Raw genomic sequence first — 23,723 nt, forward strand, 5'->3', positions numbered from 1 at the left:
GATGACGCACAGGACGCCGATGACGCACAGGACGCCGACGAGGCGCGGGACTTCGAGGACGGCCGGCACCAGGGTGCTGCTGGCCCGTACCGGTACGGCGCTGTGCCTGGCGCTGACGCTGGGCGGGTGCGGCTCGGACAGCGAGCCGACGGCCACGACCGACGGCCGTGGCGAGATCACCTTCGCCACCGGGAAGGACAACACCGGGCAGTTGCAGACCCTTGTGGACAGCTGGAACAGCGCCCATCCGGACGAGCGGGTACGCATGGTCGAGCTGCCGGAGGCCGCCGACCAGGTACGCCAGATGCTGGTGCAGAACGCCCAGATCAAGTCGAAGTCGTACGACGTCGTCACGCTCGACGCGGTCTGGACAGCGGAGTTCGCCGCCCGAAGCTGGGTCGTCGAACTGCCGAAGGACAAGTTCGACCCGGCGAGCTTCCTTGCCCCGGCGCTGGAGACCGGGCTGTACCGGGACCGGCTGTACGCCGCGCCGTGGCTGACTGGTACCGGGGTGCTCTACTACCGGACCGACCTGCTGGCCGCAGCCGGCATCAAGGAGCCTCCGAAGACCTGGGCGGCGCTGGCCGACGCCTGTGCGGCGGTGGCCAAGCTGCCCGCCGGCAAGGGCGTCGCCTGCTACGCCGGCCAGTACGACAAGTACGAGGGCCTCACCGTCAACTTCTCCGAGGCGGTGCAGTCCGCCGGCGGAACCGTCTTCGACCCGGCGGGCAAGCCGCAGCTCACCACTCCGGCGGTGCGGGAGGGGCTGTCGTTCCTGGTGGACGGCTTCAAGCAGGGCCGGATCCCGAGCAAGGGCATCACCTTCAAGGAGGAGGAGGGGCGCCGCGAGTTCCAGGAGGGCCGGCTGCTGTTCCACCGCAACTGGGCGTACGTCTACGCGCTCGCCTCGGCCGCCGACGGCTCGTCCAAGGTGAACGGCAGGTTCGACGTGGCGCCGCTGCCCGGCAAGGACGGGCTCGGCTCGGGCACCCTCGGTGGCAACAACCTGGCGGTTTCCGCGTTCTCCGAGCGCCAGGCCAGCGCGCGGGACTTCATCGCGTACGTCACGAGCCTGGAGACCGAGCGGGAGTACGCGAAGAAGCAGTCCTTCCCGCTGTCCCGCGCGGCGCTCTACGACGACCCGGAGATGCTCCAGCGCTACCCCTACCTGGCGGTGATGAAGGAGGCCATCGGGCGGGCGAAGCCGCGACCGGCGGCGGTCCGGTACGGCGACGTGACAGCGGCGATCCAGGACCACGTCTCCGCCGCGCTGACCGGGCAGAAGAGCGTGGACCAGGCGACGACCGACCTGCAGGCGGCGCTGGCCGCGCTGACGGGGTGACGGCGTACGGCGGGGCCGGTCCGCTCGCCGGGCCGGCCCGGCGCGTCGGTCAGGGCCGGCTGGCCGTCGCGCTGCTCTCTCCCACGTTCGCGGTGCTCGCCGTCGTCATCGCCTTCCCGATCGTCGCCGCGGTCTGGGACTCGCTGCGGGTCACCACGGAGGGATTGAACGCCGACGGGCTCGTCGTGCAGGGCGAGCGGTTCGGCGGGCTGACCAACTACACCAACCTGTTCTCCGGCGCTGCCGGCGACCGGTTCCGGACCGCGCTCGGCAACACCACCTTCTTCACGGTCACCACCGTGGCGATCGAGACGGTGCTCGGGCTGGCGATGGCGCTGCTGATGCACCGGGCCTTCCGGGGCCGGGCGCTGTTCCGGGCCGCGGTGCTGGTTCCGTGGGCGATCCCCACCGCCATCTCCGCGCTGCTCTGGCGATGGATCTTCGCCACCGACGGGGTGGCGAACACGATCCTGGGCCGTCAGGTGCTCTGGACCGCCGACGGGATCCAGGCGAAGTTCGCCGTGATCATCGCGGACACCTGGAAGACGGCGCCGTTCGTGGCGCTGCTCGTGCTCGCCGGGCTGCAGGTCATCCCCCGGGAGGTGTACGAGGCGGCGTCGGTGGACGGTGCGACCGGGGTCCGGCGTTTCTTCCGGATCACCCTGCCGCTGGTCAAGCCGGCGCTGCTGGTGGCGGTGATGTTCCGGATGATGGACGCGCTGCGGATGTTCGACCTTCCGCAGGTGCTCGTCGGCGCCCGCGAGCCGGCAGTGGAGACGCTGTCGCAGCTCGCCTGGGACGAGGCGACGAATCTGCGGTACGGCCCCGCCGCCGCCTGCGCCACGCTGCTGTTCGGCTACATCGCGCTGGCCGCGTACGTCTTCGTCAGGCTGCTCGGCGCGGATCTGGTCGGGGACAGGGAGGCACGGCGGTGAGCGACAGCACCGGCACCCGTCGGCGACGGCTCTCCGTACGCCGGCTGGGTGACCATGCCTCCCTGGTGGCGGTGGCGGTCTTCTGCCTCGGGCCGTTCTACTGGATGGTGGTCTCCAGCCTGCGCCGGACCCAGGACATCTTCGACTCCGCTCCGCTGCCGAGCCCGGTCTCGCTGGACAACTACCGGGCGGTCTTCCAGCCGGGCAACGGATTCGTCCGGGCCCTTGGCAACAGCCTGGTGGTGGCCGGCGTGACCACGATCCTGACCCTGATCGTCGGGGTCTTCGCGGCGTACGCGCTCGCCCGGCTGAACTTCCGGTTCAAGCGACCGGTGCTGGCCCTGATCGTCGCCACGTCGATGTTCCCGGGCAGTTTGCTGATCGTTCCGCTGTTGAAGCTCTTCACGGACATCGGCTGGATCAACAGTTACCAGGCGATGATCGTGCCGAACCTCTCCTTCGCGCTGCCGCTCGCGGTCTGGAACCTCACCGCCTTCTTCCGGCAGTTGCCGTTCGAGCTGGAGCAGGCGGCCATGGTGGACGGTTGCGGTGCCGGTCAGGCGTTTCGCAAGATCATCCTGCCACTCGCCGCACCCGGCGTCTTCACCACCGCGATCATCACCTTCGTCGTCGCCTGGAACGAATTCATGATCGCCCTCGCCATGGTGAACGACCAGGACATGAAGACCGCCAACGTCATCGTCGCCCAGTTCACCGGCCAGCACGGCTTCGACCAGCCGTTCGGTACGCAGATGGCGGCCGGCGTGGTCGTCACCGTGCCGCTGGTGATCGCCGTACTCGTCTTCCAGCGCCGCATCGTCGCCGGGCTCACCTCCGGCGGCCTCAAGTAGGCCGTGAAGTCCCCGCCGTCCCCACCCAGGAGCCGCGAATGAGATCACCTGACCCGTCCGCCGGCCTCGGATCGCCGAACCGACGCTCGTTCCTCGCCCTCACCGGGGTGAGCAGCGCGGCATTCGTGCTCGGCACCGGCCATCCCGCCGCCGCCGATCATGATCCACCGGCTCCGGCCGACCCGTTCACCCTCGGCGTCGCCTCGGGCGACCCACTGCCCGACGGCGTGGTGCTGTGGACCCGGCTCGCGCCGGAACCGCTGGCCGCCGACGGGCACGGCGGGATGCCCCGGCGGTCGTACACCGTGCACTACGAGGTCGCCGAGGACGAGCGGTTCCGCCGGGTGGTGACCCGGGGGCCGGCGTTGGCGACGCCCGAACTCGCGCACTCCGTACACGCCGAGGTGCGGGGGCTGCGGCCGGGCCGGGAGTACTTCTACCGGTTCCGGGTCGGCGGCGAGATCAGCCCGGTCGGCCGGACCAGGACCGCCCCGGCGTACGACGCCATGCCCGGCGAACTGCGCTTCGCCACCGCCTCCTGCCAGGCCTGGTACCACGGCCACTTCACCGCGTACGAACACCTGGCCCAGCAGGACCTCGACATGGTCATCTTTCTCGGCGACTACATCTACGAGTACGCGATCAACGCGACGAACCTGTGGCGGCAGGGCGTACCGCTGCCCGCGGCCGAGCACAACGCCGAGATACACACCCTGGAGCAGTACCGGCTGCGCTATGCGCTGTTCAAGCTCGACCCGAACCTCCAGGCGGCACACGCCGCCGCACCGTGGATGATCACCACCGACGACCACGAGGTGCAGAACAACCACGCCGACGAGTGGTCGGAGACCGGCATCCCGCCGGAGGACTTCCTGCGCCGCCGCGCGGTGGCCTACCGCGCGTGGTACGAAAACCTGCCGCTACGTGCCACATCCCTGCCCAAGGGCCCGGACCTGGCGTTGTACCGCCGGCTGCGCTGGGGCCGGCTGGCCGAACTGAACGTGCTGGACAACCGCCAGCACCGCGACCCGTACCCGGCCGGGCTGGTCATCGACAACTCCCCGGAACGCCTCGACGAACGCCGCTCGATCCTCGGGCACCGCCAGGAGGAGTGGCTGTACGACGGATTCCGGCGTACCGAGGCGACCTGGAACATGATGGCGACCGGGGTGGTGATGACCCAGATCGACCGGGACACCGGTGCCGGCGAGCTGTACAGCAACGACCAGTGGGACGGCTTCCCGGCCAACCAGGACCGGCTCTTCGCGGCGCTGCAACGGCACCGCGTACCGAATCCGCTGGTGCTCAGCGGGGACATCCACCGGCAGGTCGCCGCCGAGTTGAAGGCCGACTGGCGCGACCCGGGCTCGGCGACGATCGGCACCGAACTGGTCACCGGCTCGATCACCTCGGACGGGGACGGCGCCGAGACCGACAGCTACGGGCCGCTCTGGTTGAGCAACCCGCACGTCAAGCTCTACAACGCCCGCCGGGGATACGTGAGCTGCCGACTGACCCCGACCGAACTGACGTCGGAGTTCAAGAACCTGCCGTACGTCACCCGGCCGGGTGCCCCGGTCGGCACCCTGGCCCGTTTCGTCACCGAGGCCGGGCGACCCGGCCTGAACCGAGAGGTGTGAGCAGCGCGATGACGCAGCAGCAGAGCCCCGCCTCCCGGGGCGGACGGAGCCGGCGGACCGCACTCGGACTGGCCGCCACCGTGTCGGCGCTGGCCGCGACCGGGGCGGCGACCGCCGCTCCGGCGCAGGCCACCGGCTCCGGCTCCGGCTCGGGCGCCGACGGCGGCCGACCCCGACCCGTGGGCCGTCCCCGCACCTCCGGCGAGCTCGGCCGGATCCGGCTCTCCTGGACGGGTGAGGCGTACCGGCCACTGGTCGACCACTACGCCGTGTACGGCTCGCGCACGGCCGGCTTCCCCGTCGGCCCGGAGACCCTGATCGGCAAGACCGTCTATCCGAACTTCCCGCACGGCCGGCTGGGCGGCTCGGCACAGACCTGGCACTACCGGGTGGTGGTGGTCGACGCGGCGGGCGGACGGAGTCACCCGTCGGTGGAGTTCTCCGGCACCAGCATCGAGTCCGTCACGGTCTCCGGTCGGCCGGTCGCGACCGTCGGCGAGTTCGACCACCGCAGCCTCGAACTCGCGCTGGCGCCGAACGGCACCGCCCAGTACACCGCCCGTTTCGGCACCGGCGTCGACTTCACCGCCGGTACCGACGCGGCCGGCACCGACTGGTCGTTCATCCACCCGGGACCGTCGGACGCCTGGGCCGGCCGGACGTCACACCGGTTCAGCTTCCGGTTCCACCTGGACGCCGTACCCGACGACGAACTGTGGTTGGCGATGTGGCTGATCGACACCCATGCCTCGATCCCCGGCGCGGTGGTCTTCGGCCTGAACGGCGTACCGGTGGCCGAGGTGCCGCTGGAGAAGGGCGCGACCCGGGGCTCGCTGGAGGGCGACGCCACCGTGCCGGGCAGTCCGCTGAAGCCCTCGTACGTCGAACTGGCCCTGCCGGCCGCCCCGGTTCGGGCCGGGGAGAACGTGCTGACCATCGACAAGAACACCGGCTCCTGGCACGTCTACGACGCCCTCGGCATCTACCTGCGGTAACGGCGATCGGGCCGCTGTCGCCCGTCGACGGCGGCCCGTTGCTGGCTGGAGGCGGTGGGCGGCCCTACCGGGCCGACGGCAGCATCGCCAGCATCTGGTTGATCTGTGCGGTCCGGGACAGGTCGATCCGCCGGGCCAGGTCAAGGGATTCCGGGTGCACGCCGGCCCCGGTCTCGACCCGGGCCATCTCGACGGCGTTGTGCTGGTGCGCGATCAACAGGTTGAGGAAGGCGGTCTCGAACTCGGTCCCGCTGGTCCGGGCCAGCGCGGCGATCTGCTCCGGTCCGGTCGCCGGCAACCCGCCGTGGTCGGCGTGCGCGTGCGCGTTCGGGTCCGCCGAGGTGGCCCGACCCCAGCCGCGCAGCCAGTCGCGCATGGTCTCCTGCTCGGCGTCCTGGGTGACCTCGATCGCGGCGGCCAGGGTCTTCACCTCGGTCCGCCGGGCCCGGCTCTCCACCAGCCGTACCAGCTCCAGGCCCTGACCGTGGTGGGTCACCATCATCTGGAGGAACATCACGTCCGCCTCGTTGAACGCCCCGGCCGCGTCGGCCGGGGCCGGGGTGGCGGAGCCGGCCGGGCCCGGCGCGGGAACGGCGGGCGCGGCACCGGTCCCACTCGGAGCGGACGCGCAGCCGCCGAGCATCAGCAGCGTCGCGACGATCACGGTACGGCGGTAGCGGGTCATGGCCTCGTCTCCGGTACGCGGTCGCACCCGGGTCCCGGGTGCGGATGCGGATGGCGGACCTGTGGCGGATACGGACCCGCAGGGGGTACGGGTCCGTATCCGCGACGGGTACGCCGCCGAGGGGTGGGTCAGCCGCCCGCAGTGCTGGGGCAGCCGCCCCTGGGCTGGGTCAGACGCGCTGCCAGAGGGCGGCGACGTTCGGCGGTTCCCAGCCGGCGATGGCGGTGTGCGCCTGCCGGCAGCGGTAGGTCGCCCCACCGTAGGTCACCTGGCTGCCGACCTGGTACGACGTACCGGCCTGCCAGGTGCCGCCGGCCGGCGGCGGTGCGGTGGTGGGCGGTGGCGTGGTCGGGTTCACCGTCCGGGTGGGCGTGGGGTTGGGGTTGGGAGGGTTGCTTCCGCCGCCACCGATCTGGAGGTCGACGCAGGCGTAGAAGGCGTTCGCGGTGTCGGCGATGTTCCAGACCGCGAGCAGCTTCTGCCGGCCGGTCCGGCCGCCCATGCTGACGTTGTGCGAGACCGTGGCACCGGGCTGCCGCCCGCCGTCGTCGAACACGGCGATCCGGGAGTTGCCGATGTAGTACTCCCAGGTGCTGGTGGAGTGCCGGGCGGTCAGCACCCAGTTGAACGTCACCGAGTTGCCGACCGAGGTGGCCGGCCAGTTCCGGCTCTCGTCGCTCAGCACCGCGAAGTGGCCGATGTTGGCGTGGCAGTTGCGCAGCCCCTTCGGGCCCTCCACGCTCTGCGGCTCGTACTGGATCTGGCCGCAGTTGGCGACCCGTCCCTGCGCGCAGAGCGCCTGCCGGCTGGGTGGTGACGAGATGTAACCGTGCGCCTGTGCTGCCGGCACGGCGACGACGAGAGCGGAGAGGACGGCGGCGACGGTGGTCAACGCCAGGACCACGGTTCTTCGCATCGTGGGCTCCTTACTTCATCGGGAAGGTACCCTCAAGATAAAGTAAGGATTATTAACAGTAAATATCTACGGACAGAAAAACATCGATCAAACGAAATCAGTACGCCGGGCGTTGCAGAACGCCGAGGAACTCGGCCAGCAGGCGTTCCCGTACCGCCACCGGGGCGGCGTCGAGCAGGGTGTTCACCGGCGCCATCCGCTCCGGCGGCCGACCGGCGGCGGCCGGGTCCAGCCCCAGCCCGGCGGCGATGCCGGCCACCAGGTCCGGGGTGAGCTGCTCGGGAGGCAGCGCACCGAGCGTCCCCAGCAGCTCGGCGGGCAGCCGCACCGGGCCGGCACGCCGGGCGGCTTCCACTGCGGTCCGCAGGTCGACGCCGAACTCCGCCACCCGGGGCGCCACCGAGGCGGTCACCGACAGGTGGATGTTCGCCGGCAGCCCGCCGTACGACAACTGGGGCTGGGTGTGCCAGCCGCGCGCGGTCAGCTCGTCGGCCAGGACGAACAGGTCCAGCCCGGGATCGGTGCTGACGAAGCAGACCACCGTCGACTCCGGTTCGGCGAACAGCCGCAGACCCTCCACACCGGACACCTCGGCGGCCAGTCCGCGTACGGCCACGAGAGTCCGCTCGGCCAACGCCAGGTAGCCGGCCTCACCGAGATGCCGCAGCGTGGCGTACGCGGCGGCCAGCGGCCCACCCGACCGGGTGGACGAGATCACCGGGTTGACCATGGTGTACCCGGGCCAGCCGGCGAACGCGAAGTACTGCGGACGGCGCAGTTCGGCATCCCGGTGCAGCAGTACCGACACCCCCTTCGGGGCGTACGCGTACTTGTGCAGGTCCACCGAGATCGAGGTGACGCCCGGCAGGTCGAAGTCGAACGGCGGCACCGGTTCACCGAGCTGCCGCAGGAAGGGCAGGATCCAACCGCCGAAGCAGGCGTCCACGTGGCACCGCACCCCGGCCCCGGCGGCGACCTCCGCGATCTCGGCGACCGGATCCACCACCCCGTACGGATACGACGGCGCCGAGCACGCCACCAGTACGGTCTCCGGGCCGATCGCCGCCGCCACCTCCCCGACCTCGGGGCGGAGCGTCCGCGCCGACACCGGCACCTGGTCGAGCGCGACCCCGAGATAGTGCGCCGCCTTGGCGAACGCCGCGTGCCCGGTCGTCGGCACCACCAGCCGGGGGCGGGCCACCTCCGGCCGGGCGTCCCGGGCCGCCTTGACGGCCAGGATCAGCGACTCGGTGCCGCCACCGGTGACGCTGCCGACCACATCCGGCGCCGCCGTACCCGGCCCGCCGCCGAGCAGCCGGGACGCCGCGCCGACCAGTGCGTTCTCCAGCCCCAGTACGGACGGGAAGGCGGTCGGGTCGAGCCCGTTGACGTGTGCCGACAGGGCGTACGCCGACATCGCCAGCTCGTCCAGGCCGGGCAGCGCCGAGTCGTAGACGTAGGCGAAGAGCCGCCCGCCGTGCGTCGGCAGATCCACCGCCCGCAGGTCGCGCAGCTCGGCCAGGACCTTGTCCGCGGGTACGCCCTCCGGCGGCAACGCCTCGATCATGGCGGCCACCGTAACAGCCGACAACGCGCCGATGGCGGTGCCGCGAACTCGGTGTACGGCCGGAATCCGTGCCGTGGTGCCGGGCCTTTGGCGGGGTTACGGGCCGCAGCCGGTCAGCGCTCTCGGACGTAAACCCCGACTCCGGGCAGCGTCTCCGTGATGCCCTTGGCCCGGAGGTTCTGCATGGCGCGGTCGATGACGGGCTCCGTGACGCCGTAGTGCTCGATCAACTCCCGTCGGCTGGGCAGCCTGGAGCCCGGCGGAAACTCGCCCGCCTCAATCCGTTTCTCCAGGTCATCGGCTATTTCCTCATAGCGGTAGCGCGGTGGCACGGTGATCCCTCCGGTCGGCACCGTGGAAAACGCCGACCACGGCACGGTTTCCTGCCGTCGTCGCGGGCCACCGGCCAGACTCTGCGCGCCTCTGGTGCCGCTCAGACCTTCTTCACGTACACGCCGCGCCCGGGAACGGTCTCCGTGAGTCCGCGCAGCTTGAGCGTCAGGAAGACGCGATCCGCCACGAAGTCCGAGACCTCGTACTCCGCGCACAGCTCAGCACGGGTCGGGAGCTTGGCTCCGGGCGCGAATTCCCCGGAGGCGATCCGCGCTGCCATTTCATCGGCAATTCGCTCATAGATAGACGAATAGGGAGACACTGCTGAAATCCCCTCCGGTCGGCGATTCCAGTAGACCACTCCCCGTGGACCCTTGCCTACCCATGGCACCCATGGCACCCTCTCTTACATAGCCCCTCCGGTCGGCAACCAGGCGGGGCGGATGGCGGTCCGGCTACGCGACGCAGGGCTCCGTGGCCGGACCTGCCGTACCCGACGAAGGGTGGACGCGCGTGTTCAGCGACGACCTACCGCACCAGCCCGTACCGCTGACCGACCGGGACCGGTACCCGTACCGGAGTCCGTCGAACGGGCCGAGATGCGCAGCGTGCTCCTGCGCCACGTCAGCAACGGCGGTAACTGCCGGTCGTGCGGAAGGCCGCCGGACCACACCGGAAGATGCTGGGCGGCCAGGGTTGCGTACGAACGACTCGCCAGCGACTGGGGAAAGTGACCCCCGCTACCGCGCCGCGCCGGGAGCTGAGGCGGCTGCCAGCCGTTCCGGGGTCAGGTCGTAGCCGCGCATCGCGAGCAGCCCCAGCCCGACCAGCAGAGCGGGCAGCACGGTGAAGCCGACCAGCACCCCGGCTCGGGCGGTGCCGGACTGGGCCGCCGCCGAGCCGGTCGACGAGGAGACGTAGCCGGTCAGTTGCAGCACCAGGCCGTAGATGCCGGGCCCGAGGGCCAGCCCGAACGTCTCGCCGGCCGTCCAGAGCCCGGTGAAGACCCCGGCCTGGCGGCGGCCGGTGCGCGCGGTGTCGTACCCGATACAGTCCGGCAGCATCGCCAGCGCGAAGACCTGCTGGCCGGCGTAACCGCAGCCGATCGCCGCGACCACCAGGTAGACCAGCGGGGCCGGCAGGACCGGCGCGGCGGCCAGGGCCAGTGCGCCGGCCGCGAAGAGCAGCGACGCGTACCCGAAGGCCCGGGGCTTGCCGAGTCGGGCGCCGGCCCGGCTCCACAGCGGCATCACCAGCAGCGCCGGGCCGACGAAACAGGCGAACAGCAGGGTCGACCCGGTGTCCGGGCTGCGCAGCACGTGCGTGGCGAAGTAGCTGACCCCGGCCAGCACGGTCGCGACGCCGGCCGACTGGACGACGAAGCAGATCAGCAGCAGCCGGAACGGCCGGTTGGCGGCGGCGACCGCGAGTTGGGCCCGCAGGCTCGGCTCGCTCGCCACCACCACCCCGGTCGGGGCGGAACGGGTGCCGAGGAACGCGCCGACCGCACCGAGCACGATCAGCACCGCCACGAAGAGTCCCAGCCAGCGGTGCCCGGCGACGCCGTCGCCGCCGGCACTCACCACCACCGGGGCCAGCGCGCCGGAGACCAGGATGGCCAGCGCCAGCACCGCGACCCGCCAGGTCATCAGGCGGGTCCGCTCGGCGTAGTCGTCGGTCAGCTCGGCCGGCATCGCCACGTACGGGACCTGGAAGAAGGCGAACGCGGTCGCGGTGAGCAGGAACGCCACCGCGACGTACCCGGCGGCGGCCGGACCCGCCCCGAACGGCGCGGCGAAGATCGAGGCGAAGAGCAGGGCCAGGGCGAGACCGCCGGCCAGCAGGTACGGCCTACGCGCGCCCCAGCGGGACCGGGTCCGATCCGAGATCCGGCCGGCGACCGGGTTCACCAGCACGTCCCAGGCCTTCGGCAGCAGTACCAGCAGTGCGGCGAGCCCGGCCGCCACGCCCAGGGTGTCGGTCAGGTACGGCAGCAGCACCAGGCCGGGGACCGTACCGAAGGCGCCGGTGGCCAGCGATCCGAGGGCGTACCCGGCATGCACCCGCCGGGGCAGGACGACCCGGGACGACGGCGGTCCGGCGGCGGCCCGGGGTGGCGGGACATCCATGCGCCGGAATGTTAGCCGTACCGATCTTGTCCGGGCTCCCGCGTTCGTGCGGTAGTGGTGGCCGATCGGCGTAACGCCGACCGGCCACCACGGCTGAGTCTCAGGTCAGCCCTGACCACCCAGGTACATCGCGTTGAACAGCAGCCGGTAGGTGCCGTGCGACTGGGCCCGGTGCTGCGGCTTGAAGCCGATCATCACCACCTGTCCGTCACCCACCTTCGCGGTCACCACGGCGCTCTTGCCGCCGATGACGTCCTCACCGAGCAGGAACCCGCTCTTGAGCAGGTTGTCCGTCGGCCAGGTGGCCGCCACCGAAACACCCTTCGCACCCGGGTTCACCTCGAACGCCGGGCCGTCGGCGACGAACGCCGAGGCAGTCGAACCGAAGCCGGCCGCCACCGGGTCGCTGGCGTCGACGTTCAGGTTCAGCACCGAACCCGGGATGTTGAACTCGGTCTCCTCCACCCCGGCGGTGACGTCCTTCACCGGTACGCCGAACGCCTGGATCGGCAGCTGCGCCGCCCGGTTCAGGGTGACCACGGTGCCGCCCGCCTCGACGAACGCCTTGAGGTTGGCCACACCCGCGTCGGTCATACCACCGGTGTACGCGTCCGGCAGCGAGCCGGCCGCCCGACCGTTGCGCATCGAGTTGTACGTGGCGTCCGGCAGCACGATGGTGTCGTACGCCGCCCGCAGGTTCCCGGTCCGCACCGCCGCATTGGTCAGCTTCTGGTACGGGAACCGGAACTGGTCCAGGATCAGCCGGGTCCAGCCCTCGTCGTAGTTGTTGAACCCGTCGTACAGGCCGATCCGGGGTGCGGCCAACGCCTTCGCCTGGGCCGGCTTGGCGTCCACCGCCGCGATGCTGAGCCCCAGCTCGGTGGCGAGGGCGGTGACCCGGTCACCGGTCTCCGGGCCGGTCTTGACCAGGAAGGTGCCGGCCGGCAGCTTGCCGGTACGGGTGGTCACCTCGCCGGTGCTGCGGGAGACCTTCTCGCCCGCCGCCAGCAACGCGTTCACCGCGGTCGAGCTGTCGTTGACCCGGGGGTCGAGCGCGTACGCGTGCTTCGGCGCTCCGGCCACGGTTCCGGTCGGCACCTTCGGCCAACCGACCTCGGTGGCGCTGACCCGGACGGTCTTGTCGAGCTTGTCGACGGCGACACCCATCTGGAACGACAGGGTGTAGCCGGTGATGTCGTACGGCGGCTCCAGCGGGCCACCGGGGTAGAGCCGCCGGTCCGGGTAGACCTGCGGGTTGAGCAGGTCCAGCACCGCAGCCCGGTACGGCTGGGCCTCCCGGACCAGGTAGCTGCCGGCCGGGTAGGTCCGCTTGCCCACCTTGAACGAGCTGAGCGCCTGCTCGACCCGGATGTTGTTCCAGCGCAGCTTGTCGACCAGCTTGGTGGCGGTCGGGAAGTCCGCCTGGTCCGCCGGGATCACGTAGGTGGTGCCAGCACCGTTCTTGGCACCGTCCTTGGCCATCTGGTACGCGCCGTAGAGCCAGCCCTCGCGGTCGTCGCTGGCCAGCCGGAGCATCGCCCAGGAGGCGGTCTTGATGTAGTCGCAGCTCTGCGACAGGTGCCACTCGCCGCCCTCCCACGGGCTCGGGTAGAACACCGACGGCTGGCTGGTCGAGGTGCCGTCGGCGAAGGTGGCCGGGAAGTCCTTCGGGTCGTACGTCCTCGGGGTCGCCGAGGCGTGCGCGGTCTCGGTCAGGATGCCGATCTGGTTGTGGTAGTACGGCGCGGTCCGGGCGCCGCCGTTCCACCAGATGTCGTACGACTGCCGGGCCAGCGCGCCGACCTTGTCCTCGCGCTCCAGTCGCTGCCCCATCGCGTCACCGACGATGTTGACGCCCCGCACCACCTGCGGGTGGATGTTCGGGTTCAGCGGGTCCTCGAACGGCGGGATGCTGATCCGGGCCGGGAAGACCGCCGTCTGGTGCACGTTGTGCATCACCTGCGGCAGCCACTCGTGGAAGAGCTGCCGGCCGACGTTCTGGGTCTCCTGGAGGTTGAACATGTACCAGTCACGGTTGTTGTCGTGGCCGGCGTACTTCTGGTACAGCTCCGGGTAGCCGGCGTCCTGGTACGGCCCGCCCAGGTTCTGCCGGTACCACTCGGCGACCTTGGTGCCGCCGTCCGGGTTGGTGTTCGGCACCAGCAGCGTGATGACGTTGTCCCGGATCGCCCGCGCCTCCGGCGTCTCACTGGTCAGCAGGTCGTACGCGAACTGCGGGGCGGTCTGGTGCCCGGCCACCTCGGTGGAGTGGATACCGAAGTCGACCCAGGCGACCGCCTTGCCGCTTTCGGCCAGGCCCCGGGCCACCGACTCGGAGAGCCCGTCGCCCTGGGACAGCCGGACCGAGGTCTCCCGGTACCGGTTAAGGTTGCTGTCCTTGAGGTTCTCCTCGGAGGAGACGATGGCCATCAGCTGCGGCCGTCCCTCGCTGGTCTTCCCGATCTCGACCAGCTTCATCCGGTCGCTGGCCTGGTCCAGTTTCCGGTAGTAGTCGGCGATCTGTTCGTAGGTGGCCAGCTTGTAGTCGGCGCACGGCACCCAGCCGAGCACGGACTGCGGCTTGGGTACCCGGCCGGCGGCGTTCGCGGCGTCCGCGGTCGCGGACGTCAGGACCGGAGTGCCCAGCAGCGCCACGGCGATCGCGGTCGGCAGAGCGATTCCGGAGAGTCTTCGGTTCACCTGATAAGCCCTTCATACGACGATGTACGACGGAAAAGGGTCCGACAGGGGCGGCCGCGCCAACTCGGATGACCTTGATCTAACCCGTCTACCCGCAGGTCAGGAACATCGATGCGCGAAGTTGAGGCAATCTTGAGAATCCCGGCATTCGGTGTCGCGGGCTAATGCGGGATGATCGCAGTGCTGGTACTCCAGACGAGGAGCGGGCGGGTATGCGCATCCTGTTGGTCGAGGACGACGCCCGGGTGGCCGGCGCGATGGCCTCCGCCCTGTCCCGGCGCGGGTACGACGTGGAGCGGGCCGCGACCGCCGCCGCCGCGCTCGCCGCCGCCCCGTGTGACCTGGTACTGCTCGACCTCACCCTGCCCGACGGCGACGGCGTGGAGGTGTGCCGGGCGCTGCGCCAGCGCAGTGCGCAGCTCGGCATCATCGCGGTCACCGCGCGCGGCGAGGAACGCGACCGGGTCCTGGGCCTGCGGATGGGCGCCGACGACTACGTGGTGAAGCCGTTCTCGATGGCCGAGTTGGAGGCCCGGATCGTCGCCGTGCTCCGTCGGGTCAGGGCCGGGGCGCCCCGGCCGGAAATCGTCGAGGTCGGCCCGATCTGGATCGACGTCGCGGCCCGACTCGTCACCGTGCACGGCCAGCCGGTGACGCTGACCCGCAAGGAGTTCGACATCCTGGTCTCGGTGGCCCGGCAACCGGGTTCGGTGGTGCCGCACGAGCGCATCGTCCTCGACGTCTGGCCGACCACCGGTGCGGCCCGGCACACCGTCGAGGTGCACGTCGGCTCGCTGCGCGGCAAACTCGGCGATCCCGACCTGGTGCAGACCGTGCGCGGCATCGGCTACCGGCTCCGGGCCGAGTAGACCGGAGCCGACGTGCGCCGCCGTTTGGTCTTCAGCTACTCGCTGCTCATGATCCTGGTCCTGCTGGCCCTGGAGACGCCACTGGCCATCACCCTCGCCAACCGGGAGACCGAGCGGATCAGGGCGGACCGGCTGGCCGACGCCAACCGGTTCGCGTCGCTGTCCGGCCCCGCGCTGCGCAGCGGTGCGGTCAGTGCGATCGACGACGAACTGCGGCGCTACCGGGAGCTGTACGGGATCACCGCAGCGGTGATCGACCGGGAACGGCGGTCGGTGGTCGCCACCGGCGGCCTGCACGTCGGCTCGGAGTTGACCGATCCGGCGGTCTTCGGTGCCCTGGCCGGCCGGCAGATGACGATTCCGGAGGTGATCTGGCCCTGGCAGGCCGACCCGCTGGTGGTGGCGGTGCCGGTGAACGACGGCGGCGAGGTGATCGGGGCGGTCGTCACGGTCTCGTCCACCAACCGGGTGCGCCGGAGCGTCACCGTTTGGTGGGCGGCCCTGGCCACGATCGGGCTGCTGGCCGTCTCCGCCGGGGTGATGACCGCGTTCCGGCTGGCCGGCTGGGTGCTGCGCCCGGTCACCGTACTCGACGTGGTGACCCACGACATCGCCGCCGGAGACGGCCTGGCCCGGGTACCGACCCAGCAGGGGCCGCCCGAGCTGCGCCGGCTCGCCACCAGCTTCAACGAGATGGCGGACGCGGTCGCCGACGCGCTGGAACGACAACGGGCGTTCGTCGCGCACGCCAGTCACCAGTTGCGTAACCCGTTGACCGCGCTGCGGCTGCGGGTCGAGGAGCTCGGCCCGAGCCTGACCGACGAGTACGGCCGCGACGAGCACAAACTGGCCCTGGAGGAGACCGACCGACTGGCCCAGGTACTCGACGGGTTGCTCACCCTGGCCCGCGCCGAACGGGCCCAGCACGCGATGGTGGTGGTGAACGCCGCCACGCTGGCCGCGTCCCGGGTCGCCGCCTGGCAACCGTTGGCCAACCGGCACGGCATCGCGCTGCGGCTGCGGCCGGGCGACGGCGGCCCGGCGTACGCCCGCGCGGTCCGGACCGCCGTCGACCAGGTACTGGACGCGCTGATCGACAACTCGGTCAAGTTCGGCCACTCCGGCGGACGGGTCGAGGTCTCGGTCCACCACCGGGACGACGGGGTGGTCGTCGAGGTCACCGACGACGGTCCCGGGATGACCGACGCACAGCTCGAACTGTCGACCGAACGGTTCTGGCGGGCGCCGGACACGCAGAACATCGACGGCGCCGGCCTCGGCCTGACCATCGTGGCGGTGCTCGTCGACGCCTCCGGCGGCCGGCTCACGATGCGGCAGGCCGAGCCGACCGGGCTCACCGCGCAGGTGTGGTTCCGGGCGGCCGAACCACCCGCCCCGGCCCGACCGGTGGAGGCACCCGGGCCCGCCTGAGCCGGCTCAGGGCTTGTGGGTCTGGTAGTACCGGGCCGCGCCGGGATGCAGGGCGAGCGGAGTCGTGGTGATCGCCGACTGCGCGTTCAGCCGGGCGGCGGCCGGGTGGGCGCCGCTGAGTTCGTCGCGGCGCTGCATCAGCAGTCGGGTCACGTCGTAGACCAGCTGCTCCGGCAACGCCGTGGCCACCACCAGGTAGTTCGGCACCGCCACCGTCGTCACCGGCTCCGTGCCGTACGCCGAGGTGGGAATGTCCCGGCCGACGTACACCTCCCGGTACGACTTGCGCAGCGGCTCGACCCACTGGCCGAGGTCGACGAACTGGGCCGGGGTCTCGGCGGCGAAGTCCGCCACGGCCTTGACCGGCAGGCCGCCGGAGAAGAAGAAGGCGTCGATCTTGCCAGCCCGCAGTGCCGCCACCGAGTCGTCGATGCCGAGCCAGAGCGTCTCGGCCAGCCCGTCGTCCACCTCGGCCACCTCGAGCAGCCGGTTGGCGGTAACCGCCGTACCCGAGCCCGGCGCCCCGATCGCCACCCGGCGACCTCGCAGGTCCTGGAGCTGGCGGACCGGCCCCTGCTTCCGGGTGACCAGGTGCAGGAGGTCGTCGTAGACCCGGGCGATGGCGCTCATTCCGCCGGCCGGGGCGCCGACGGGCAGGATGTCGGCCTGGGTGAAGCCCAGCTCGGCCCGGCCACTGGAGACCAGCGACACGTTCTCCGCCGACGCGGCGGTGACCACCACGCTCGCGGTGACGTCGGGCAGTTCCCGGTTGAGGATGCTGGCCAGGGACTGACCGACCGCGTAGTAGACCGCCGTCGCGCTGCCGGTGGCGATCCGCAGCCTGGTCGGATTCGCCACCGGAGACGTGCAGGCGGTGATGATGGGCAGCGCGGTGGAAACCACGGCAACCGCGACGGCCAACGTGTGCAGCCGCCGCCCGGCCACTCCTCGGCCAGCGCGTCGGTGCGATCGTGCCCCGCCCACCCGACCACCACCCCGGCGAAGATCGACACTCAACGCAAATTTTGCTCAAGCCTTCAACCGATGTCTACCGCCTGACGGCTGATACAGCCACCGTTGAAGTAGTTGGTTGTCGCGACTACGGGGGGCGACAGAAAAATGATCTGGAGCACCGGGGCGTACGCATCGACGCGGCCGCCCGGCCGGCCGTCCGGCGGAACCAGCCTGCTGGACCGGGCCTCGCTGGCCGACGCCTTCGAGGCGGCGTGCCTGATCAGGTGCACCCGAGTGGAGAGCGTGCGGCAGCCGACCACCGTCCTGGCCGAGTTCAGCTCGGCGGCCGCCGCCGCTCGACTCGCCGAACTCCTGGCCCGACTCGGTACACCGGTCTTTCCGGAGCGGGTCACCGCCGGGGTCCGGCGCCGGTACGAACTGCACCGCCTGCACATCGCCCAGCCGGGCCAGCCCGCCGTGCTGACCGGCGGCTGGCGGCAGGGGCGTACCGCCCTGCTCGATCCGGCCGCCGTCGGTGCGTCCGCGCCCCGGCACGCCCGCCGGCAGGCCCTGGCCGCCGCCGCGTGGCGGGCCGCACTGCTGGCCGCCGGCCGGCACGTCCGGACCAACATCCTCGGCGTACGGCTCTGCGACACCGAACTGGCCGCCGTGCTGGTCCGGAGCGCCCAACTGCTCGGCTCGGCGGCCTCGGTCGCACCGCGCTCGGGTTGCCTGCTGGTGACCGTGCCCGGTGGCCCGGACAAGGAACGCATCCTGCGGCACAGCAGCCGGCCGGTACCGGTGCCCGCGAGCTGACGGCGCTCAGTCGGTCGGGTGCCGGTCAGTCGGGGTGCCGGTCGGTCGGGCGCCAGTCGGCCGCCGCCATGTCGACCCCGGTGCCGCGCAGCGGAGTTCCCTCGGCTGTCAACCGGGTGCGTGCCTCGTTCTCGTGCCCCGGCGGCAGCCGGCCCGCCGAGTTGACCACCCGGTACCAGGGCACCGCGGCACCGTGCCGGGCCATGATCGAACCGACCAGTCGGGCCGACGCCCGGCCGGACCGGTCGGCCAGGTGGTCGGCGATCCCGCCGTACGACATGACCCGCCCCGGTGGGATGCGCTCGACCAGCGCGAGCACCTCTTCGACGTACTCCTCGGGTGTCATGAGCTGCCACGATATGGGAGCCGCCGGCCGGCACCCAGGTCGAGGGGGGCGGCCGAGCAGAATGGGCGGGTGCGGGAAGCAGTCAACGCAGCACGCCGGATCGTGGTGAAGGTCGGTTCGTCGTCCCTCACCACGGCCGCCGGTGGGCTGGACACGGAACGGGTCGACGCGCTGGCCGACGTACTCGCCGGCTGGCTGGCCGGTGGGACGACCGGTGCCGGGCCGACGGAGGCCGCCCCGCCACCGGCCGGGTCCGGTCGTCGCCGGGCGGCCCCGGCGGACCGCCGCGAGCTGGTGCTGGTGTCGTCCGGAGCGATCGCCGCCGGCCTGGCCCCGCTCGGGCTCCCCCGCCGACCCCGTGACCTGGCCACCCAGCAGGCGGCGGCCAGCGTCGGGCAGGGCCTGCTGATCGGGCGCTACTCGGCCGGCCTCGCCCGGCACGGCCGTACGGTCGGCCAGGTGCTGCTGACCGTCGACGACGTCACCCGGCGGGCGCACTACCGCAACGCCTACCGCACGCTGCGGAAACTGCTCGACCTCGGTGCGGTGCCGATCGTCAACGAGAACGACACGGTGGCCACCGACGAGATCCGGTTCGGCGACAACGACCGGCTGGCCGCGCTGGTGGCCGCGCTGGTCCACGCCGACCTGCTGGTGCTGCTCTCCGACGTCGACGCGCTCTACACCGGTGATCCGGCCCGGCCCGGCACGGTACGGATCGAGGACGTCCACGACGAGCGGGACCTCGCCCACGTCGCCATCGGTCGGACCGGCCGGGCCGGGGTCGGCACCGGAGGCATGGTCACCAAGGTCGAGGCGGCCCGGATCGCGACCGGCTTCGGCATCCCGGTGGTGCTGACCTCCGCGTCGCTGGCTCCGGAGGCGCTCGCCGGTATGGAGGTCGGCACCTTCTTCCATCGGGTCCGGCAACGGCCGACCGCCCGGCTGTTCTGGCTCGCCCACGCCACCTCGCCCCGGGGTCGGCTGCACCTCGACCCGGGCGCGGTGGCGGCCGTGGTGGGCCGGCGGAAGTCCCTGCTACCCGCCGGGATCACCGCCGTGGACGGCACGTTCACCGCCGGGGACCCGGTCGACCTGGTGGACGCCGCCGGCGCCGCGGTGGCCCGGGGGCTGGTCAACTACGACGCCGTGGAGCTGCCCGGCCTGCTCGGCCGGTCCACCTCGGAACTCGCCGCCGCGCTCGGCCCGGCGTACGAGCGCGAGGTCGTGCACCGCGACGACCTGGTGCTCCTTGTCTGAGGAAGGGCCGGAGGAAGAGATGACGCACATCTCCAGCAGTCCGGAGTTCGAGGCGGAGATCATCCTCAGCCACCGGGCCTCGCCCCGCAACCTGCAACTGGCCGGCGAGATGGTTGCCGCGTACGCCGCGTTGAACATCTGGTACGTCGAGGAGTTGTTGTTGCGCAAGGTACCCGGGAAGGAAAGAGACGCGATAACCGACCCGATCGTGGCCCTGGGGGACGACTGTAGGCGGGCCTGGGTCCGGTACCGGGACGGGGACGACAACTGGTGGAGCGAGGCATGCCGGGAGTTCACGGCGGCTCAACAGCGATACATTGCCGCGATATGGAGCGTCCTGCCTCCGGAATACCGTCCCCATCCTCCCGCCCGGCCGGAAGAGTCCTGAACGGACGGGCGGGAGGGCGACACGACGGCGGTCAGGCCGTGGCCCGCTCCGCCGCGCCGATCCGGGGGAAGGGTTGGGTGGAGAAGACCACCTCCACCGTCACCTCGAAGTACTCCGCGATCCGCAGCGCCAGGTGCAGGCTGGGGTTGTACTCGCCCCGCTCCAGGTAGCCGATCGTCTGGTAGTGCACCCCGAGCGCGTCGGCGAGATCCCGGCGGGAGATTCCGCGCTCCGCGCGCAGCACCGCGATGCGGTTGTAGATCGCCTCGCTCATCAGGTGACCCTCTGCATCGCCTTCTCCTTGCGGGCGGCCACACTCGACCCGGACTCCCGGCGGGCCATCCGGCGCAACACGATCGGCGCCACCACCAGACCCACCACGGCCCAGGCGCCAAGTACGCCGAACGTCTCCAGCTGCCGCCACGAGCCGCCGAGTTCCACCGCCGCCATCTCGTCCGGCAGCAGCGCCGAGCGCATCCCCAGGCCGAGCCAGTAGACCGGGAACGCCTGGCCGATCCACTGCAACCAGACCGGGAAGGTGGTCAGTGGATAGAAGATCCCGGAGGTGGCGACCAGGCCCATGATAGGCAGCGTGATCACTCCGACGTTGCGCGGGTTGGCGAAGAGCGAGCCGAAGATCGCCCCGAGCGGCAGGCAGGCGACCAGCCCGAGTGCCAGTACCCAGAGCAGGGTCAGCCAGGCAGCGGGGCTGTCCAGCGCCAGCCCGTCGACCAGGAACACCCCCGAGAACAGCAGCACGGCGCTGCCGATCAGGCTCATGCCGGAGACCTGGACCACCTTGCCGACCAGGTAGCCGAGCATGCCGTTCGGGATCGCCTTGGCGCGTAGCAGGGTTCCGTCCTCGCGCTCGACGGTGAGCGTCATCATCATCGTCACCAGCGACCCGAACGCCAGCCCACCGCCGAGCACGCTGGGCAGCGTGCGTGCGCCGAGCGAGAATTCGGTGCCGGGCACCGTGGCGTCCCCCATGAAGAACATGACGGCCAGGAAGGCCAGGTTCGGGAAGAGGTAGTTCCACAGGTCCTGGACGCTGGTCAGGGACTGCCGCACCTCGATCCCGCCGCGCTGGACGCCCGACCGTACGGCCACCAGGGTCGGATTCACCGGTTCGCCTCCTCGAACTCGCGGAGCGCGGCGGCGCCCTGGCCGGACTCGAACTCGCGTACCAGCGCCATGTAGGTGTCCTCCAGAGTGGCCCGCCGGACCTCCAGGTCGGCGATGCGGTCGCCGTGCTGCTGGAACAACTCCCGGACGTAGCGGGTGGCGTCGGTGGTCGCGTGCACGAAACGCTGGCCGTCCTGGCTCCACTTCACCTCGGCCTCCGACGACATCCGCCGGGCCAGTTGGTCGGCCGACCCGTCGGCGATGATCGACCCGCCGGCCAGGATCAGGATCCGGTCGGCCAGTTTCTCGGCCTCGTCCAGGTCGTGGGTGGTCAGCAGGATCGTGGTCTGCTCCAGGTCGGCCAGGCGGTGCACCAGGTCGTGGAACTCGCGGCGGGCCTCCGGGTCGAACCCCGCCGTGGGCTCGTCGAGGAAGAGCAGTTCGGGTCGCCCGACGATGCCGATCGCGACGTCCAGGCGCCGTCGCTGCCCACCGGAGAGCTGGCCGACCCGCTTGTGCGCGTGCGGGGTCAGCCCCACCGCGTCCACCAGCTCGTCGACGTCCCAGGGCCGCCGGACCTGGTCGGTCGAGTACGGCGGGTAGTACGAGCCGAGGTGGGCGAGCAGTTCGCGTACCCGCCACTTGGCATGGTCCCGCCAGGACTGGAGCACGACGCCCAGCCGCGCCCGCCAGCGCTCGTCACCGTGGGCCGGGTCCACGCCCAGCACGGTCACCTCGCCGGCCGAGCGCATCCGGAAGCCCTCCAGGATCTCGATCGTCGTGGTCTTGCCCGCGCCGTTCGGACCCAGCAGCACCAGTACCTCGCCGGGACTGGCGGTGAAGGTCACCCCGGTCAGCACGTCCGTGCTGCCATATCGCATCCGCAGATCACGGACGTCCAACACGGGTCTTTCCACCAGCACCTCGGCCGGCTCAGGTGTTCGTCCAGGCTGCCCGACGATGGTCATAGAGCTACACCTCCCCGTCTAACTCCTACGCGAGAAGATAGTACATCTACTACATCCTGATCCAGCAAGAGATTACTTCGAGTCACTTCACGACGAAGATCCGGCCGGAAACGCGTCGCGGGGCAGCTCCAGTCCGGAGCTGCCCCGCGATCGAGCGGTGTGGTGCGTCGGCCAGATGAAACTCAGTAGGCGGGCAGGGACGGATCGATCTGCTTGATCCAGGAGAGCACCCCGCCCTGGACGTGCACCGCGTCCCGGAACCCGGCCGCCTTCACCGCGGCCAGCGCCTCGGCGGAGCGTACGCCCGACTTGCAGTGCAGCACGATCTGCTTGTCCTGCGGCAGCGTGGCCAGGGCCGCGCCGGAGAGGATGTCGCCCTTCGGGATCAGCGTGGCGCCGGGAATGCGGACGATCTCGTACTCGGCCGGCTCCCGGACGTCGACCAGGAAGATGTCCTTGCCGGCGTCCTGCCAGTCCTTCAGCTCCCGGGCGGTGATGGTCGCGTCCGCCACCGCCTCCTCCGCCTCCGGCGAGACCGCGCCGCAGAAGTCCTCGTAGTCCTCCAGCAGGTCGGTCACGGTCGGGTTCTCCCCGCACAGCGCACAGGCCGGATCCTTGCGGACCTTGATCTTCCGGTACGACATCTCCAGGGCGTCGTAGACCATCAGCCGGCCGACCAGCGGGTCACCGATCCCGGTGAGCAGCTTGATCGCCTCGGTGACCTGGATCGCGCCGATCGACGCGCAGAGCACCCCGAGCACTCCGCCCTCGGCGCAGGACGGCACCATCCCGGGCGGCGGCGGCTCCGGGTAGAGGCAGCGGTAGCAGGGACCGTGCTCGGCCCAGAACACCGACGCCTGCCCGTCGAAGCGGTAGATCGACCCCCAGACGTACGGCTTGCCGAGCAGCACCGCCGCGTCGTTGACCATGTACCGGGTGGCGAAGTTGTCCGTCCCGTCGACGATCAGGTCGTACTGGCTGAAGATCTCCTTGACGTTGTCCCGGTCCAGGGCGGTGTTGTGGATCTCCACGCTGACCAGCGGATTGATCTCCCGGATGGTCGCCGCCGCGGACTCGGCCTTCGGCCGGCCGACGTCCGACTGGCCGTGGATGATCTGCCGTTGCAGGTTGGACTCGTCGACGGTGTCGAAGTCGATGATGCCGAGCGTGCCGACTCCGGCCGCGGCCAGGTACATCAGCGCGGGCGAGCCGAGACCACCGGCCCCGACACAGAGCACCCGGGCATTCTTCAACCGCTTCTGCCCCTCGACCCCGACGTCCGGGATGATCAGGTGGCGCGAGTAGCGGCGGATCTCGTCAACGGTCAGCTCGGCGGCGGGTTCGACGAGCGGGGGCAGTGACACGGTGGACTCCCCGGTTCCGATCGTCGCTCAGCGGACGGCTGAGCGCATCGACAGTGGCATGTCGGGCCATTGTCGCTCCTCCGACCCGAAATCGACCATGAGGTGGAAC

Annotated in this window: 23 protein-coding genes; 10 read left to right on the top strand and 13 right to left on the bottom strand. The window is 71.0% G+C overall.

What is annotated here, in order from left to right:
* Positions 1-19 precede the first annotated feature (19 nt).
* From H4W31_RS04440 to H4W31_RS04460, 5 genes are read left to right on the top strand one after another with little or no spacing between them, the layout of a single operon-like run.
* Positions 20-1,342: an ABC transporter substrate-binding protein gene (locus H4W31_RS04440; RefSeq protein WP_192765480.1), complete on the top strand. Its 1,323-nt coding sequence runs from the start codon at positions 20-22 to the stop codon at positions 1,340-1,342.
* The gene (locus H4W31_RS04445) at positions 1,339-2,277 is read left to right on the top strand and encodes a carbohydrate ABC transporter permease (RefSeq protein ID WP_318783017.1); all 939 of its coding nucleotides are present in this window, start codon (positions 1,339-1,341) and stop codon (positions 2,275-2,277) included. Before H4W31_RS04440 ends, H4W31_RS04445 begins: the two co-directional genes overlap by 4 nt.
* Positions 2,274-3,128, top strand: coding sequence for a carbohydrate ABC transporter permease (locus H4W31_RS04450; protein ID WP_318783018.1), 855 nt, complete (start codon positions 2,274-2,276; stop codon positions 3,126-3,128). The genes H4W31_RS04445 and H4W31_RS04450 overlap by 4 nt, the downstream gene beginning before the upstream one ends.
* Positions 3,129-3,166: 38 nt before the next feature.
* Positions 3,167-4,768, top strand: a complete 1,602-nt coding sequence (locus H4W31_RS04455) for an alkaline phosphatase D family protein (RefSeq protein ID WP_192765481.1) — start codon at positions 3,167-3,169, stop codon at positions 4,766-4,768.
* Positions 4,769-4,776: 8 nt separating this feature from the next.
* Positions 4,777-5,763, top strand: coding sequence for a hypothetical protein (locus H4W31_RS04460; protein WP_225945387.1), 987 nt, complete (start codon positions 4,777-4,779; stop codon positions 5,761-5,763).
* A 64-nt stretch (positions 5,764-5,827) separates the two neighbouring features.
* Here the strand turns inward: H4W31_RS04460 and H4W31_RS04465 are convergent, their stop codons facing one another.
* The 7 genes from H4W31_RS04465 to H4W31_RS04495 form a co-directional block, all read right to left on the bottom strand.
* Positions 5,828-6,448, bottom strand: coding sequence for a DUF305 domain-containing protein (locus tag H4W31_RS04465; protein WP_192765482.1), 621 nt, complete (start codon positions 6,446-6,448; stop codon positions 5,828-5,830).
* A 169-nt stretch (positions 6,449-6,617) separates the two neighbouring features.
* Complete coding sequence (locus H4W31_RS04470; RefSeq protein ID WP_192765483.1) at positions 6,618-7,364, bottom strand: lytic polysaccharide monooxygenase; 747 nt, start codon at positions 7,362-7,364, stop codon at positions 6,618-6,620.
* A 97-nt stretch (positions 7,365-7,461) separates the two neighbouring features.
* Positions 7,462-8,931 (bottom strand): pyridoxal phosphate-dependent decarboxylase family protein, encoded by a 1,470-nt coding sequence (locus H4W31_RS04475; RefSeq protein ID WP_192765484.1) that lies wholly within the window; start codon positions 8,929-8,931, stop codon positions 7,462-7,464.
* A 113-nt stretch (positions 8,932-9,044) separates the two neighbouring features.
* Positions 9,045-9,263 carry a winged helix-turn-helix domain-containing protein gene (locus H4W31_RS04480; RefSeq protein ID WP_101371566.1) on the bottom strand — a complete coding sequence of 73 codons (219 nt, stop codon included), beginning with the start codon at positions 9,261-9,263 and terminating at the stop codon, positions 9,045-9,047.
* Between the two features lie 101 nt (positions 9,264-9,364).
* The gene (locus H4W31_RS04485; protein ID WP_318783019.1) at positions 9,365-9,586 is read right to left on the bottom strand and encodes a winged helix-turn-helix domain-containing protein; all 222 of its coding nucleotides are present in this window, start codon (positions 9,584-9,586) and stop codon (positions 9,365-9,367) included.
* A gap of 418 nt (positions 9,587-10,004) precedes the next feature.
* Positions 10,005-11,393 carry an MFS transporter gene (locus tag H4W31_RS04490; RefSeq protein WP_192765485.1) on the bottom strand — a complete coding sequence of 463 codons (1,389 nt, stop codon included), beginning with the start codon at positions 11,391-11,393 and terminating at the stop codon, positions 10,005-10,007.
* A 105-nt stretch (positions 11,394-11,498) separates the two neighbouring features.
* Complete coding sequence (locus H4W31_RS04495) at positions 11,499-14,093, bottom strand: M14 family metallopeptidase (RefSeq protein ID WP_192765486.1); 2,595 nt, start codon at positions 14,091-14,093, stop codon at positions 11,499-11,501.
* A gap of 212 nt (positions 14,094-14,305) precedes the next feature.
* Between H4W31_RS04495 and H4W31_RS04500 the strand changes: the two genes are divergently transcribed.
* Together H4W31_RS04500 and H4W31_RS04505 are read left to right on the top strand one after the other, a co-directional pair.
* Entirely contained in the window at positions 14,306-14,962 is a 657-nt protein-coding gene (locus tag H4W31_RS04500) for a response regulator transcription factor (protein ID WP_192765487.1), read from the top strand.
* Between the two features lie 12 nt (positions 14,963-14,974).
* Positions 14,975-16,393: a sensor histidine kinase gene (locus H4W31_RS04505; RefSeq protein WP_192765488.1), complete on the top strand. Its 1,419-nt coding sequence runs from the start codon at positions 14,975-14,977 to the stop codon at positions 16,391-16,393.
* Between the two features lie 6 nt (positions 16,394-16,399).
* On the opposite strand, the gene H4W31_RS04510 is transcribed toward H4W31_RS04505, so the two are convergent.
* Complete coding sequence (locus H4W31_RS04510) at positions 16,400-17,314, bottom strand: TAXI family TRAP transporter solute-binding subunit (protein WP_192771837.1); 915 nt, start codon at positions 17,312-17,314, stop codon at positions 16,400-16,402.
* 198 nt (positions 17,315-17,512) lie between these two features.
* Here H4W31_RS04510 and H4W31_RS04515 point away from each other — a divergent pair, with 198 nt between their 5' ends.
* Positions 17,513-18,163: a hypothetical protein gene (locus tag H4W31_RS04515; RefSeq protein WP_225945388.1), complete on the top strand. Its 651-nt coding sequence runs from the start codon at positions 17,513-17,515 to the stop codon at positions 18,161-18,163.
* Positions 18,164-18,188: 25 nt separating this feature from the next.
* Here the strand turns inward: H4W31_RS04515 and H4W31_RS04520 are convergent, their stop codons facing one another.
* Positions 18,189-18,509 carry an MGMT family protein gene (locus H4W31_RS04520; RefSeq protein ID WP_192765489.1) on the bottom strand — a complete coding sequence of 107 codons (321 nt, stop codon included), beginning with the start codon at positions 18,507-18,509 and terminating at the stop codon, positions 18,189-18,191.
* A gap of 69 nt (positions 18,510-18,578) precedes the next feature.
* On the opposite strand from H4W31_RS04520, the gene proB reads away from it, so the two are divergent.
* Positions 18,579-19,769 carry a glutamate 5-kinase gene (gene proB / locus H4W31_RS04525; protein ID WP_192765490.1) on the top strand — a complete coding sequence of 397 codons (1,191 nt, stop codon included), beginning with the start codon at positions 18,579-18,581 and terminating at the stop codon, positions 19,767-19,769.
* Between the two features lie 19 nt (positions 19,770-19,788).
* Positions 19,789-20,157 carry a hypothetical protein gene (locus tag H4W31_RS04530; protein WP_192765491.1) on the top strand — a complete coding sequence of 123 codons (369 nt, stop codon included), beginning with the start codon at positions 19,789-19,791 and terminating at the stop codon, positions 20,155-20,157.
* 31 nt (positions 20,158-20,188) lie between these two features.
* Here H4W31_RS04530 and H4W31_RS04535 read toward each other — a convergent pair whose 3' ends face one another.
* The 4 genes from H4W31_RS04535 to moeZ all read right to left on the bottom strand — a co-directional run bounded on the left by H4W31_RS04535 (position 20,189) and on the right by moeZ (position 23,635).
* Positions 20,189-20,431: a helix-turn-helix transcriptional regulator gene (locus tag H4W31_RS04535; RefSeq protein WP_192765492.1), complete on the bottom strand. Its 243-nt coding sequence runs from the start codon at positions 20,429-20,431 to the stop codon at positions 20,189-20,191.
* Positions 20,431-21,282: an ABC transporter permease gene (locus H4W31_RS04540; protein WP_192765493.1), complete on the bottom strand. Its 852-nt coding sequence runs from the start codon at positions 21,280-21,282 to the stop codon at positions 20,431-20,433. The genes H4W31_RS04535 and H4W31_RS04540 overlap by 1 nt, the downstream gene beginning before the upstream one ends.
* Positions 21,279-22,250 carry an ABC transporter ATP-binding protein gene (locus H4W31_RS04545; protein ID WP_192765494.1) on the bottom strand — a complete coding sequence of 324 codons (972 nt, stop codon included), beginning with the start codon at positions 22,248-22,250 and terminating at the stop codon, positions 21,279-21,281. The genes H4W31_RS04540 and H4W31_RS04545 overlap by 4 nt, the downstream gene beginning before the upstream one ends.
* Positions 22,251-22,432: 182 nt before the next feature.
* The gene (moeZ, locus tag H4W31_RS04550) at positions 22,433-23,635 is read right to left on the bottom strand and encodes an adenylyltransferase/sulfurtransferase MoeZ (RefSeq protein ID WP_318783707.1); all 1,203 of its coding nucleotides are present in this window, start codon (positions 23,633-23,635) and stop codon (positions 22,433-22,435) included.
* Between the last annotated feature and the right edge of the window lie 88 nt (positions 23,636-23,723).

Origin of the sequence: Plantactinospora soyae (assembly GCF_014874095.1) — a bacterium.
Taxonomy (GTDB): Bacteria; Actinomycetota; Actinomycetes; order Mycobacteriales; family Micromonosporaceae; genus Plantactinospora; species Plantactinospora soyae.